We start from the raw sequence: 13,924 nt of genomic DNA, 5'->3' as shown, positions 1-13,924 counted from the left end.
TTCAGTTGCTCTCTTTTTATTGGTCTGTCTTTTAACGGCCTGTTGTCAGGTTACCACTCTTGCCGGCGGGCAGGGTTACAAACACCGTTGTGCCCTGCTCCGGCAGGCTGCGAATATCCATTTCCCCTTCATTGATCTCGATAAGCTGACGGGTAATGCTCAGGCCAAGCCCGGTACCGTCGGAACGGGTGGTAAAGAACGGCTCGGTTACACGCCCGAGAGTTTCCGGGGACATACCGCAACCCTTGTCGGTGACCTCCACCGTCAGACGAGGACCATTGCGATAGGCTCTGAGGTGCACCATCCCTCCCGGTTTACAGGCGTGAACCGCATTGGCTACCAGGTTGACAAGGCATTGAATGATCTGGTCCGGACTGGCATGGATCGTAAGGCTTGAATCGCCTGTGGCACTGACTGTCACCTGGCAACTGTCCGCCAGCCCGGAGGTAAGTACCGAGGCATGGCGGAAAATTTTGCGGATCTCCACCTGCTGGGCTTCCCCCGGCACCGGCCGGCCATAATCCAGAAGGTCCCCGACGACACGATTAAGACGGTCAATTTCATCCTCCACTGACACCAGCAATTCCCTGCGCTGCTTGTCTGGTTCGCGTTTCTCCAGAGCCTGAACCGTCAACTTGATGGTTGCCAGCGGATTACGCACCTCGTGGGCAACCCCCGTGGCAAATTCCCCGAGCACAGCCATTTTCTCCGCCTGGACCGTGCGCTGGATCATCTCCTGTAGGCGGTCTGCCATTGCGTTGAAAGCGTGTGCCAAAACGTCGATTTCATCTTTATCATTTTTGGGCGCCTGCAAACGAAAGTGCAGGTCGCCGGAGGCGAAGGCCTCGGCTCCTTCGGTCAACCGGGCGACTCGCCGACGCAGGCTTCTGGCAAGCGCCCAGAACAGAAGCACCGTACCCAGGGCCAACACCCCAGCCAGGGCGTATAGCCCCAGCTGGGCGTTACGCAACGGACTCAGGATCTCGCCCGCAGAAACCACATAGTCAATACGCCAGCCGGGCAATACTTCCGGACCGGTGCGCAGGTCTTTGGGCACCGTTGCCTGAAGGTTACCCGTGGCATCCAGCAGTTCGCCGGTGGGCGTACGCAGGAACGGTCTCAACACTCCGGCCAGATTTTCCGTGCGCATCAGTTCGGTTAACGATGCCAACCGCACATGCAGGGCAATCGAGCCCTGCACTGCCTGCTCTGCCCCGGTCCGCAGAGGCTGGCGTATGAGCAACCACGCCGGGCCACCGGTATCCGGGAGCCACGGTCCAATAATGTCACTGATACCGAAATCGACAACGGGCAGCCCCGCCAGCGACCAGCCTTCACGGTTCCAGTATGGGCTTCCGGAAGCGGCCTGGCCCGGAACCACTTCCAACAGGTTGTTGCCGCTATCAAAAAACAGGATGCCATAAAGATCCGGTGAGTCGGCCTCCACCCGTACCAGTTCCCTTACGCCTTCGGGAACCGCCTCGCTGTAGGCCAGATACAGTGGCATGGAAGGATGGGTAGACAGTATTTCCAACTGATAAACCCGATTTTCAATGAAATTGGTTAGCCGGTTAGCGTTACCGGCAACCTGTGCTTCAAGACGCTCGCCAGCGAGCCGTTCGTTAACCGAGTCCGATACTGCGGTGTACAGTGCACTCAGTACCGCGACAGAACCAATCATAAGGGTCAGGGAAATGAACGAATAACGGCCAACCAGACTGAATCTGGGCTTCATGACAACCTCATGATGATTGTTATTGGCAAACGGTAACCAGAATAGATGTTTTGACGCGTTTCACAAAGCGGCTCAGCCGGATTCTTGACCGGGTGTGGTTTTGGGGTAGTGTAAACGCTTTCCAAAACAGACGTTTGAAACTCATCCGCAAGGAGCACGCCCTGAATGAAAACAAGTCCGGCTCTACCCATGATTGCGCTGCTGGTCAGCACACTGCTGCTCAGCGCCTGTTCGCGCCAGACCCTCTACGATAACGCAATCGGCTGGGAGCGTTCCGGAGCAGGGCTTGCAGTGTCTCGTATCCAGGTGGATGACATGACCATAGCGTACCTGACCAATGTGGAGCCAGTGGAGGGAGAAACCATCGTACTTGTCCACGGGTTTGGCGCCAACAAGGACAACTGGACCCGGCTTGCGCGGGAGCTGACCGATGACTTCAACGTCTACGCCATTGACTTGCCCGGCCATGGCGACAGCAGCAAGGCCCCGGACCTGGGCTACCGGTTCGAGGATCAGGTGGGCCACCTGTCGAAAATCCTGACGGCCCTGGACATTGAGCAAACCCATATGATGGGAAATTCCATGGGCGGCGCCATTACCGCGCTCTATGCGGCCACCTATCCTCGGCAGATTCGTTCCGCCGTGCTGTTCGACCCGGCCGGCATCTTCGAATACGACAGCGAACTGGTGGGCCTGGTCAAGGCAGGCGACAACCCCCTGATTCCTGCCAGGGAAGGGGATTTCAGGCGTCTGGTTGACTTTGCCCTGGAGAAAAAGCCTTTTGTGCCCTGGCCGATCTACGATGTGATGGAAGAAAAGGCCATTGCCAACCGGGAGATCAACCAGGTGATCTTCGCCGCCATCCGCGATACGGGATACGAACCGGATTTCCGCAACGCGATTACCAGTATCGATGCCCCTGTCCTCGTCATCTGGGGCAAGGAAGACCGGGTTATCAACTATCGTAATGCGGATGTATTTATCGAACAGATTCCCGATGCCCGGAAGGTGCTCCTCGAAGGTGTCGGGCATGCGCCCATGGTGGAGGTGCCGGAGGAATCGGCACAACTCTTCCGTGAGTTTCTCGCCGAAACGAGGTAGCCTCTGTCTAGCCCTGACTCCTAACCGTGAAGTAGTCCATGCCTGAAGCCATCTGGATATCGTTTGCCTTTGCCCTGGGCCTGCTGGTCAAGGCCATTGGCCTGCCTCCACTGGTAGGCTACCTTGCCGCCGGTTTCGTGCTCAGCGGCATCTCCGCTGCCACCGATATCGCCGTTGAAGCAACCGATGTACTTGCGCACATCGCCCACCTGGGCGTACTGCTGCTTCTGTTTACTGTTGGCCTGAAACTGAAACTCCGCTCCATTGTCAGCTCCGAGGTCATCGGCGGAAGCCTGCTGCATTTTGGTATCACCTGCCTGGTCTTTACTCCCGGCCTTTACCTGTTAATGGAACTGGACTGGCAAACGGCCTTCATACTGGCCATTGCCCTCTCTTTCTCCAGCACAGTGCTGGCAGCCAAGGTATTGGAAACCAAACGGGAACTGCGGGCATTTCATGGCCGTGTCGCCATCGGCATCCTGATCATGCAGGACCTGATCGCGCTGGTGGTGATGAGCCTGGCCGCTGGTCAGACCCCTTCCCAGTGGGCGCTGATCGTATTTGGTCTGCCACTGCTGAGACCCTTGCTGTTCAGGCTATTGGATGCCAGCGGCCATGATGAGCTACTGGTTCTTCTGGGCCTGTTGCTGGCCCTTGTCGTCGGTGGTCTGGGTTTCGAAGCGGTAGGGCTGAGCTCGGAACTGGGTGCCCTGGTGTTCGGTGCCATGCTGGCCAGTCATCCCCGCTCCCAGGAGCTGGCCAAATCTCTCTGGAGTGTAAAAGAAGTTTTCCTCGTAGGCTTTTTCCTGCAAATCGGTATTGGCGGGCTTCCCGATGGAGAGGCTCTGGTGTTTGCGGTGGTCGCCGCGGTCGTGCTGCCGTTAAAGGGACTGCTTTTCTTCTTTCTGCTATTACTGTTCAGACTCCGTGCCCGAAGCGGCTTCCTCAGCGCTCTGTCATTGACCAACTACAGTGAGTTCGGCCTGATTGTCGCCAGTGTGGCACTACCGGAGTGGCTTATCCCCCTGGCGATTACCGTGTCTTTGTCTTTCGTGATTTCCGCGCCGGTTAATCGCTATGCCCACTCTCTGTATGAACGCTGGTCTGGCTCTCTGGTAAAGTTTGAAAGCCAGACCCACCACCCGGACGAGCAACCCATTTCTCTCGGCAACACCCGGGTTCTCGTCATGGGCATGGGAAGAACCGGAACAGCTGCTTACGACTGGCTGAGGGAATCTGAATCCGAGGTAATAGGGCTGGATTCAGACCCGGCGAAAACACAGAAACACCAGGCTGCAGGTCGTAATGTGGTCTTTGCCGACGCCGAAGACAATACCTTCTGGCAAGGACTGCACATGCCCCACGTGGAGGCAGTCATCCTTGCCATGAATGACATCGAAGGTAAACTGATCGCAGCCCGAATGCTTCGCCGCAGGGGGTTTACCGGTTACGTGGTCGCCCACACCATGTACGCCGATGAGGCAAAAAAAATCCGGGAGGCAGGTGCCGATGAGGCCTATCTCACCATGAGCGAAACCGGCGTGGCACTGGCAAGCCACATCAGGGATCACCGGCCCGCCGTGCCGCCACAGACTGCAGGAACATCCTGATGCACGAGCCCATGGGCTCCAAAGAACACACCATGACGCAGATGACGTCCCTGCATGAGGAGCGCCTGGATTTCGTGTTCCGAACGTTAAAGGCAACGGGTGCCGCGCGGGTCCTGGACCTGGGTTGCGGTTCGGGCTCGTTGCTGTACCGGCTGCTCGCCGATCGTCAGTTCGAGAGGGTTACCGGCCTTGAAGACTCCGGCATCTCCCTGCGCCAGGCCCGTTCAGTACTGGCAGACTACCTCAACGAAGAGCCTCCCAGGGTGCACCTGATCCGGGGGTCCTACGCCGAAAGTAATGCTGCTCTGGCCGGCTATGATGCGGCCGCAATGGTCGAGACCATTGAGCACGTCCACCCGGAGCAGCTTTCACGGGTTGAAAGAGCGGTATTCGGGGAATATCGGCCAGGTTGCCTGTTCATGACCACGCCCAACCGGGAATACAACCCATTGTTCGATCTGGCGCCGGGAGAATTCCGCGAGGAAGACCACAAGTTCGAGTGGGACCGGCTCAAGTTCCAGCGCTGGGCCCGGGGCGTTGCCGACCGCAATGGCTACGACGTTCGTTTTGGCGGCATCGGTGAGTTTGTACCCGATATTGGCCATCCCTCCCAGACCGCTTTCTTCACCCGCAGGGGTTGACCCCACCAGGTCGGCCACCCCCCCTGGCGTTAGCGAATCCTGCGCCAGGCGCTCAGCTCAGCAATGGTATGCTGGAATTTGCGCCGGGTTTCCCGGATCACGAACGGTACGTCCTGTGGCGCCTGTATTTCCTCGAAGTGGTGGGACAGTAATTCCCGCATGCCGTCCATTACCGTGCGCGGCTCGCCGTTACGCTCAAACCCGCCTATCCAGTTGCCGCGGGGCGTGAACTCCTCCATCAAGGTGTAGGGAGAGCTGATCACCAGTGTGCCCTCTTCAGCGAGTCGCTGGTGAATATCCGCCAGAAAGGCCCCCGGATCCTGCAACCGGTCTATCAGGTTACCGGCAAAAATCAGGTTGTAATCCCGATGCTCATCCCCCAGGTGGCAGGCATCGCCCGTGGCAAAGGATACCCGCTCGGCAGCCCTCGCCAGGCCGTGCTCTTCAAGACTTACAGTGATTCGCGTTCCCAGCTCGCCTTCGTCCCGGCGAAAATAATCGATCTCTCCGTCGTGCCGGAGAGTCTGCGCCGCATCCACGAAGCGTCGGGACAGATCCACCCCCACCACCTGCTCAAACACCCTGCCGAGCTCGAAGGTCGTGCGGCCAACCGCACACCCCAGGTCCAGCGCCTTGTGCTTGTCCCGGCCAGCCATCAGCTCCTGGCAGATGCCGGCACAGCGCGCCGGATAATTGCCAACGCCGAAGTAACTGTCCCCGAAGTGAAATCCCAGATACTGACCGAGCAGTTCGTCGGTTTCATAAACATTCATGGCTGATCCTCAGCGGTTGTCAGGTCCTGCTTGCGGGAGTGCACAAGTGCGGAACCCGGTATAGACATCGTTTCGCTGCGGCAGATAGGCCTGGCGATAGGTTCCGCGGATGAGGTTTGGCGAGGTGGCACAACTGCCACCACGGGTTACCTTGTGGTCCCCGAACTGAAGCGTCGACATAAAGGGATACACGTCAATCCGGAAACCGTCGTAAGGGAAAAACTGGCTACTGGTCCACTCCCAGACACCGCCGATCATCTGGCGGCACCCGAAGGTGCTGTCACCGGCCGGAAAATCCCGGACCGGGTTCCGGGCCATGGCCCGACCGCCCATATCAGCGTGTTCCGGGCCCACGGGCTCGTTACCCCAGGGGAACCGTGTGAAGGGCTCACCCGCGCGATTACCCAGAGCAGCCACCTCCCATTCATATTCTGTCGGCAACCGCCGCCCGGCCCAGTTGCACCAGGCTTCCGCTTCCCAATAGGAGATATGGCATACCGGCGCATCGGGGTTCAGCGGCTGCCATTGTTCGAAGAACCGCTCCTGCCACTGGGAGTCGTGCCAGCGCCAATATAGCGGGTGTTTCGGAGTATGCAGAACAGGTTCAGGGCTGCCGTGCACCAGAGAGATATCGGTCTCGGTCTGAAGCCATTTACGGCCACCAAACGACCAGAGTTCCGGGCGCTGATAGCCCCCGTCCTCCACAAAAGCCAGAAACTCGGCATTGGAGACCGGCAAACGGGAAATGGCGAACGACTCCAGCTCTACTTCGAACCGTGGCTTCTCGTTATCGAAGGCGAAATCGGACGTCGCATAATCCGGGGATTCGCCCGGCATGCCAATCTGCCATCTCCCGGCTGGTATAACGGCATCTCCGTCTATCAGGTCTCCGGGGGCAATCCGTTCATCGGTGGAATCCGGCGCGGGCGGGTAACCCACGGTCTGCCGGCACCAGATCAGGGACTCAATGTGCATGTTCTGGTGAAAGATGGCATAGCGATAGAGGTAAAGCTGTTCGTCAGTCAGCGGTTTGTTGCGGATCCGGTCTGCCACCCGTTCATAGATGTTATCGAAATAAGCCAGGGTTTCCTCCCGCCCGGGGAACAGATCGCGACACCAGCGATCGCGGTGATCCACGTGGAATGAGTCCCAGAGGTCATCCATGGCCGGATTGTAGCTGGGGGTCCCATCCAGCAGGTTGAACACAAACACTTCATAGAAAAAAGCCGCATGGCCCATTTCCCACAGTGGCGGATTGACCCCCGGGTGGTAGGGCACGTCCAGCTTTTCCTCCGGCAACGACGTTATCAGCGCCCGGGTTCTTTGCCGGGCGGTTTCCAGTTCAGCCAACAGGGTTGTCTTTTGCACGTTTCTATCTCCGAATGCTCCGAATGCGCCGGTCTTGATACTGAACTCTAACAGCTACCCGTTTCCTGATAATCCTGGTTCATTGTTATGTGTACGATAACAAACCGTCGGGTGGATGATTATTCCGAAACGGCTCTGGAAGCCTGCTTATCTCCACACCAGCAGAATCATTGGCACGGCGACAACCGTCACCACGATTGACAACGGCAGCCCCAGCTTCCAGTAGTCACCGAACCGGTAACCACCAGGCTCCATCACCAGGGCATTGGACTGGTGCCCGATCGGCGTCAGAAAGGCGCAGGAGGCGCCCACCGCAACTGCCATCAGCACCGCATCGGAAGCCATACCCAGCTCCGCGGACAGGCTGAGGGCAATGGGCGCCACCAGTATGGCAGCCGCTGCGTTGTTTACCACGTTCGACAACAGCATGGTCCCCACCAGTACCATGGCCAGCACCCCTGCCGGGGCAAGGCCACCTCCGAATGCCAGCATCTGCGCGGCAATCAACTCGGCGCCGCCGGTTGTTTCCAGTGCCTGCCCCACCGGGATCATTGCCGCCAGTAGCACAATCACCGACCAGTCGATGGCCCTGTAGGCGCCCGGCGCGTCGATCAGTTCTGTGAGAACCATCGCAACAGCACCGGCGACCAACGCTACCGGCGCTGACAGCCAGCCACTGACAATAGCAATGATACTGGCGATAAAAATACCACTGGCAAGCAGGGTTTTGCGGGGGGACCCCAGGCGTAGCCCCCGCTCTGCCAGGGGCAGGCAACCAAGGCTGGCGAGTGCACTGGCCAGCGTGTCTTCATTGCCCTGCACCAAAAGGATATCCCCCGCGTTAAAGCGGATATCGCCCAGACGCCGCTTCAGCCGTTGCCCCTGCCTGGCAACCGCCACAATATTGATACCATGCCTCTCCCGCAGATTGAGCCGGTTTGCGGTTTGACCCACCAGGGAAGAGTCAGGCGTGATAACAGCTTCTGTCAGTTGTACATCGCCTTCCCCGAGGTCCTTCTTACGGCTTTCAGATTGTTTTCCGCCCTCTTCGTTATCGGGTTCGTCATTTTCACGGCCGCCCAGTTCCAGCCCGGTATTATCCAGGAACGCCTGCAGGCTCTCGGTATCCGACTCCACCAGCAACAGGTCATTCTCTTTCAATACCCTGTACGTGGAGGGAGCTAACTGTCGCTTGTCGTCGCGGATCAGTGCCAGCACCACCACGTCCTTGTCTTCTCCGCTGTCCGACAACAGATTGTGCAAAGTGGCACCGGCATAGGACGAACCCTCGGGAACCTTCAGCTCGGTCAGATAGTCGCCAACGCTGAAAAGCTTGTCGTCCTCCCCGCCCTCTTTACCTCGCTCCGGCGTCAGACGCCACCCCACCAGTGTTATAAAGGCAATGCCGGCAAGAGTGATGGCCACGCCCACGGGGGCAAAATCAAACAGCCCGAAGGAGCTTGCCCCTTCGCGATAACTGGCAATGATGATATTCGGAGGGGTGCCTATCAGGGTCATGGTGCCGCCAAGAAGTGACCCGAATGCCAGAGGCATCAGCAGCACTGACGGCGAGCGTCCCGACTCCCGTGACATCCACACCGCCACAGGCATCAACAGCGCCAGGGCGCCCACGTTGTTGATAAATCCGGAACAGAGCGCGACCACGCCAGTCAGAGTAAGGATCTGCAGTGTCGGTCGATGACCCACCTTGCCCAACAACTGTGCAATGTTATCCACTACACCGCCGTTCACAAGACCCTGGCTGACCACAAGAACCGCCGCCACCGTAATCACGGCCGGATGGCCGAACCCCGCAAATAACGCCTCAGTGGGGAGCAGCCCGGCAATGGCAATCGCCAGTAACGCCAGCATGGCAACCACATCGAACCGCAACCGGTTCCAGACAAACAGTGCCAGCGTGGCTGCCAGAACCGCGAATACAACTCCCTGTTCTGTGGTCAATGGCCGCTCCTCCTGCTCTCCATACTGACGGTTTCATGACGTTTCAAGCTACGTTATTTGAGCCCATCGTCACGACTATTTCATGAACTTCTGGTAACTTTCACCCTGAGGGCGCACCGGTGCATGCACGGACGCAGTCTTCGCAAACTCTCAACACAGTCACGGGTGACATTAGCACCTCATCAGGGAACAACAGGTTTAAGGGAAGTCATGACCAAGGAACTTTACACGGAACTCTACCAGATATCGTTTTCAGGACAGATTCTCGACGGATTCAGTGATGCCGAAGTAAGGGACAATGTCAAAGCCCTGTTCCGGATATCCGACGAGCGCACAGCAAGCCTTTTCTCGCGCACCCGCACAACTCTGAAGTCGGGCCTCAGTCACGACGAGGCGCTGATTTACCACGAACGACTGACCAAAGCCGGGGCCGCCGTGCAGATTTCAGCTCAACCCCGAACCGCCAGCCCCAGGCCCGAGCCAAAAACCCCACCACCGGAAGCAACGGATACCCGGCAGCCGCAACCCGGCCCGGCAGGACCTCAGCAGGAAGCGCCGTTTGAATTTACCGGCAACGGACGCGAGTATTTCGGTATATGGATCGTTAATATTCTGCTCACCATTATCACCCTGGGCATTTACTCCGCCTGGGCGACCGTGCGGAACAACCAGTACTTCTACGGCAACACCCGCATGGACGGAGCCAGTTTCCAGTATCTTGCCAGCCCGATCACCATCCTCAAGGGCCGGCTGATTGCACTCGCGGTGCTGGTAGCCTATGTGGTGCTGTCGGAAATGTACGTTGAAGCCGCCGTCGTCTTCGGTCTTGCTTTTATTCCCCTTGTGCCCTGGATCATGGTGCGCTCGCTCCGATTCAATGCCATCAACAGCGCCTACCGCAGCATCCGCTTCGACTTCCGGGGCAGCTATGGCCAGGCCTTTATGGTGGCCTTTGTGTGGCCACTTCTGAACCTGCTGACGTTGTTGCTGCTTACCCCGTTGGTGATGAAGAAAACCCACCAGTTCATTGCCAACGGCAGCCGCTATGGCACCACGGAATTCGAGCTGAAAGCCGGCACAGGTGACTACTACCGCTTCTTTGGCAAGGGCCTGCTCATTGCCATCGCCTTCGGCGTTGCCGCCTTCGTGGCCATGCAGCATATCGGCTTTACCGTTGGCTCCATCGTAGCCGCCATCGGTTACCTCACGCTGTTGGGCTACTTCATGGCAGGCATTGCTAACCTCTTCTTCAGTTCCGTCCATCTCGACAGCCACGGTTTCGAGTCACGCCTGCAACCCCTGCAAATGATCGGCATCTACCTGTCCAACAGCATCCTTGTAGTCATCACCCTGGGCCTGTTCACCCCCTGGGCCAAGGTACGCATGGCGCGATACCGGGCAGCCTGTACGTCCATGCTGGTGAGCGGCGACCTGAACCACTTCGTGGCAGCGGAGCAGAACCGTACCAGCGCGCTGGGCCAGGAGCTGGGAGATGCCTTTGATGTCGACTTCGCCGCAATCTGAAGTCACTATCGAAGGTCAGCTCTACTCGGGCCAGGATTCCAGCCGGCGGCACGCAATACTGCGCTCCGCCGCTGGCGTCGTTCTCATCGACGCCGGCGACACATGCCTGCGCCTTTCACCTGACGACGTGGAGATATCTCCACGGATCGGAAACACGCCTCGCTATCTTCACCTTCCGGATGACGCCGTATTCGAAACGGAAGACAACGCCGGAGTGGATCATCTTGCCGCGCAGTCCCGCGGTGGTGGCGGCAACCGCCTGTTGCACAGACTGGAAAATCATCTGGGCCTGATACTGGCTGCAGTATTGATAACTTTAGCCACGACCGGCATTGCCTTTGTCTGGGGCGTGCCCTGGACAGCCCAGGTCGTGGCCAATGCACTTCCGGACTCCGTCGCCGAGCAGGTAGGGAAATCAACACTCGGCACCCTGGACAACACCTGGCTGGAGCCATCCAGCCTGCCTGAGCTGCGCCAGCAATCACTGCAGGCGCACTTCCGGCCCTTGCTGAAACCGGTGGCGGGCCAGGACCTGGAGGTGGTTTTCCGCTCTTCCCCCGCCATCGGTGCCAACGCCATGGCACTGCCCGATGGCACGCTGATTTTCACGGACGACCTGGTGAACCTGGCGGGGGATGACGATGAGCTCACCGCGATTCTTGCCCACGAAATCGGTCATGTTGCTCACCGTCATGGCATGAAGGGGATGGTACAGTCCTCCCTTACCTTCTGGCTGATCGTGATGATGACCGGCGACCTGTCTGCCTTTTCCGATGCTACGGTGGCGGTACCAGCGGTGCTAATGAGCCTGTCCTACTCCCGCGATATGGAGCGGGAGGCGGATACCTTTGCCCTGCAAACCCTGAAAGCGAACGACATAGACCCGATCCACTTCGCCAATATCATGGAGCGACTGCTAGCCGCCCATGGCGAAGGCGATGCCATGGAAACGGAAGGCGAAAGTAATCGATGGGACTCGCTTGAGGACATGTTGTCGAGCCACCCGGTAACCGGTGAGCGGATAGAGCGCTTTAAACAGAGCCCCTGAGCGGTATAGTAGCGATACATCCATTACCGGGGGACAACTCCATGCCACCCAGAGCAGCCAGGCCGGTGTCAGCATCCGCCATCGACAAACACGTCTACAAGGTGTTCCCGAATGACATGAACTCCCACCATACCGTATTCGGGGGAATGATCATGGCGAAGTGTGATCGCCTTGCACTGGTGGTTGCAGAGCGGCATTCGGGGCATGTCTGTGTGACCGCTGCAGTTGATTCGATCCACTTCCGCGCCCCTGCGAAGGGCAACGATACCCTGCTGTTCAGCCTTGCCCTCAACCGCAGCTGGGGGTCGTCCATGGAAATCGGGGCGCGGGTGGAAGCCGAAAACAGCTACACCGGCGAATGCCGGCACATACTTTCAGCGTTCTTCACCTTTGTGGCGCTGGACGAGAACGATAAGCCCATCGATGTCCCCGCGGTGAAACCGGAAACCGGGGACCAGAAACGCCGCTTCGCGAATGCAGAAATCCGCCGCAAGGGCCGGCTGGAAACCCGCAAGAAACTGAGTGAACGCTGAACGATTGTGTCGGCATATTTTACAGAAAGCATTCTGCGACACAGTTCTCAATTCCTAACCTTCTGAAACAAACCCAAGTATTAAACCTGGCACACAATCTGAATAATTATTCGGAGAATTTTCGGCCTTTTACCCGGCCGTTTGCGGTCACAGGGCAGTGACTGGATCAAGCAGTTCCAGCCCTCCAACAATCCAGTGAACGTCTAGCAGTCCGTTTTCCGACACGAACTCAAGGAGAGTCGCCATGAAGGAAAAGCGACCGCTCATCTGGTTGTCGGCCGAGCACTCCGGAGTCTCAACAGACGCTGTTGAGCTGAGGGAGTGGCGGTTGACTCCCATAACGATTAACACCAACTTACCCCAGGGCGATATTCCCGGTACAAGTGCTGCCTGGGTTGGTGTATTCGATGCCAGCGAACTTTCCAGCAGCCAACTGGCAGTGGCAAACAGTTGGCTCGAAGCGGTCGGCGTCGAGAACTGGGTCGCCATTCTCAAGCCGGGCCAGATTGATAATCCGGAAGTTTGCGGCCTTATCAACCGTTATTGCGAGGATTACCACACCTTACCGATCCAGCCCGACCGGCTCCACGCGATACTTGGCCATCTGTGGGGCATGGCTGAACTCCATGCCAGAGCATCAGGCAGCGCACCCCTCAGTTACCACGATGTCGCCCTGAACGGCGAATCCCCCGCCATCAGGCAGACCAGGGAGCTGCTTTGCAAGTTCGCACACACCGAAGAGCCTGTGCTGATCTACGGTGAAAATGGCACAGGCAAGGAAGCCGCCGCTCGATATATTCATAACAACTCGGTCCGAAAACACAAACCTCTGGTTGTCATCAACTGCGCAGCGTTGCCCCCTTCCCTGACTCAGAACGAACTGTTCGGGCATGAAAAGGGCTCGTTCACCAATGCCATGAGTGCACAGAAAGGCAGAATCGAGAGCGCCGATGGTGGCACGCTGTTACTCGTGGGTGTTGATGAACTTACCGGGGATCAACAATCTGCCATTCTGAGGTTTCTTCAGGAAGGCCAGATCGAACGCATTGGCGGTCGTCACCCCATAGATGTGAACGCCCGGGTGATTGCCACCAGCTCCAGCCCGCTGGACCAGCTGGTCACCTCCGGACACTTTCGTAGTGATGTTTTCTACCGGCTCGGCAGCCTGCATGTGCTTTTGCCGCCGTTAAGGGATCGCAGGGAAGACATCCTTCTTCTGGCAAACCGGATACTCTCCGCCGCACCCTCGTCCGGAGGGCCCAGACGCCTGGCTGACACGACAACCATCTGCCTTGCCGAGCACCGCTGGCCCGGCAATCTCAGGGAACTCCAGAACCGGATACGTCAGGCCGTACTGCTCGGGGAGAGCGCAGTCATCGAACCCGCCGATATGGGATTCGGGCAGCCACCCTCGAACGACCAAAACCAGAATCAGGAACTGTCCCTGAATGCCTTCCGCTCACAGGCGGATCGCCGGGCGATCTCGGTAAGCCTGGCACTGGCACAGAACAACATTTCCGCCGCGGCCCGACTGCTGAACATTTCGAGAGTCTCGTTCTACCGGCTGATGGATAAGCATCACGTCCTGCACAGAACATCCGTCTCGCCTTCGAAGAGTGACTAAAGGAG

The 13,924-nt window shown here is 58.1% G+C and carries 11 protein-coding genes; 7 read left to right on the top strand and 4 right to left on the bottom strand.

What is annotated here, in order from left to right:
* Positions 1-31: 31 nt before the first annotated feature.
* Positions 32-1,735, bottom strand: a complete 1,704-nt coding sequence (locus tag ABJM11_RS18815; protein ID WP_348292512.1) for an ATP-binding protein — start codon at positions 1,733-1,735, stop codon at positions 32-34.
* Positions 1,736-1,900: 165 nt separating this feature from the next.
* On the opposite strand from ABJM11_RS18815, the gene ABJM11_RS18810 reads away from it, so the two are divergent.
* Genes ABJM11_RS18810 through ABJM11_RS18800 form a run of 3 tightly spaced genes read left to right on the top strand, consistent with a single transcriptional unit; the run spans position 1,901 to position 5,087 of the window.
* The gene (locus tag ABJM11_RS18810) at positions 1,901-2,836 is read left to right on the top strand and encodes an alpha/beta fold hydrolase (RefSeq protein ID WP_348292511.1); all 936 of its coding nucleotides are present in this window, start codon (positions 1,901-1,903) and stop codon (positions 2,834-2,836) included.
* A gap of 38 nt (positions 2,837-2,874) precedes the next feature.
* Positions 2,875-4,446, top strand: coding sequence for a cation:proton antiporter family protein (locus ABJM11_RS18805; protein ID WP_348292509.1), 1,572 nt, complete (start codon positions 2,875-2,877; stop codon positions 4,444-4,446).
* Entirely contained in the window at positions 4,446-5,087 is a 642-nt protein-coding gene (locus ABJM11_RS18800) for a methyltransferase domain-containing protein (protein WP_348292508.1), read from the top strand. The genes ABJM11_RS18805 and ABJM11_RS18800 overlap by 1 nt, the downstream gene beginning before the upstream one ends.
* A 29-nt stretch (positions 5,088-5,116) precedes the next feature.
* Here the strand turns inward: ABJM11_RS18800 and ABJM11_RS18795 are convergent, their stop codons facing one another.
* From ABJM11_RS18795 to ABJM11_RS18785, 3 genes are all read right to left on the bottom strand, one after another.
* Positions 5,117-5,860, bottom strand: a complete 744-nt coding sequence (locus tag ABJM11_RS18795; protein WP_348292507.1) for a putative 4-mercaptohistidine N1-methyltransferase — start codon at positions 5,858-5,860, stop codon at positions 5,117-5,119.
* Between the two features lie 9 nt (positions 5,861-5,869).
* Positions 5,870-7,228, bottom strand: a complete 1,359-nt coding sequence (gene senA, locus ABJM11_RS18790) for a selenoneine synthase SenA (protein ID WP_348292505.1) — start codon at positions 7,226-7,228, stop codon at positions 5,870-5,872.
* 147 nt (positions 7,229-7,375) lie between these two features.
* On the bottom strand, positions 7,376-9,190 hold the full coding sequence (locus tag ABJM11_RS18785) for an SLC13 family permease (RefSeq protein WP_348292504.1): 1,815 nt from the start codon (positions 9,188-9,190) through the stop codon (positions 7,376-7,378).
* A 210-nt stretch (positions 9,191-9,400) separates the two neighbouring features.
* On the opposite strand from ABJM11_RS18785, the gene ABJM11_RS18780 reads away from it, so the two are divergent.
* The 4 genes from ABJM11_RS18780 to ABJM11_RS18765 all read left to right on the top strand — a co-directional run bounded on the left by ABJM11_RS18780 (position 9,401) and on the right by ABJM11_RS18765 (position 13,919).
* Positions 9,401-10,714 (top strand): YjgN family protein, encoded by a 1,314-nt coding sequence (locus ABJM11_RS18780; RefSeq protein WP_348292502.1) that lies wholly within the window; start codon positions 9,401-9,403, stop codon positions 10,712-10,714.
* Positions 10,692-11,762 carry a M48 family metallopeptidase gene (locus tag ABJM11_RS18775; RefSeq protein WP_348292501.1) on the top strand — a complete coding sequence of 357 codons (1,071 nt, stop codon included), beginning with the start codon at positions 10,692-10,694 and terminating at the stop codon, positions 11,760-11,762. Before ABJM11_RS18780 ends, ABJM11_RS18775 begins: the two co-directional genes overlap by 23 nt.
* A gap of 41 nt (positions 11,763-11,803) precedes the next feature.
* On the top strand, positions 11,804-12,295 hold the full coding sequence (locus ABJM11_RS18770) for an acyl-CoA thioesterase (protein WP_348292500.1): 492 nt from the start codon (positions 11,804-11,806) through the stop codon (positions 12,293-12,295).
* Between the two features lie 244 nt (positions 12,296-12,539).
* Entirely contained in the window at positions 12,540-13,919 is a 1,380-nt protein-coding gene (locus ABJM11_RS18765; RefSeq protein WP_348292499.1) for a sigma-54 dependent transcriptional regulator, read from the top strand.
* The last annotated feature ends 5 nt before the right edge of the window (positions 13,920-13,924 follow it).

The sequence above is a fragment of the Marinobacter sp. genome (assembly GCF_039977835.1).
GTDB lineage: Bacteria > Pseudomonadota > Gammaproteobacteria > Pseudomonadales > Oleiphilaceae > Marinobacter.
The sequence above is the reverse complement of the archived record's forward strand: the minus strand, read 5'-3'. Positions and strand labels throughout refer to the sequence as shown.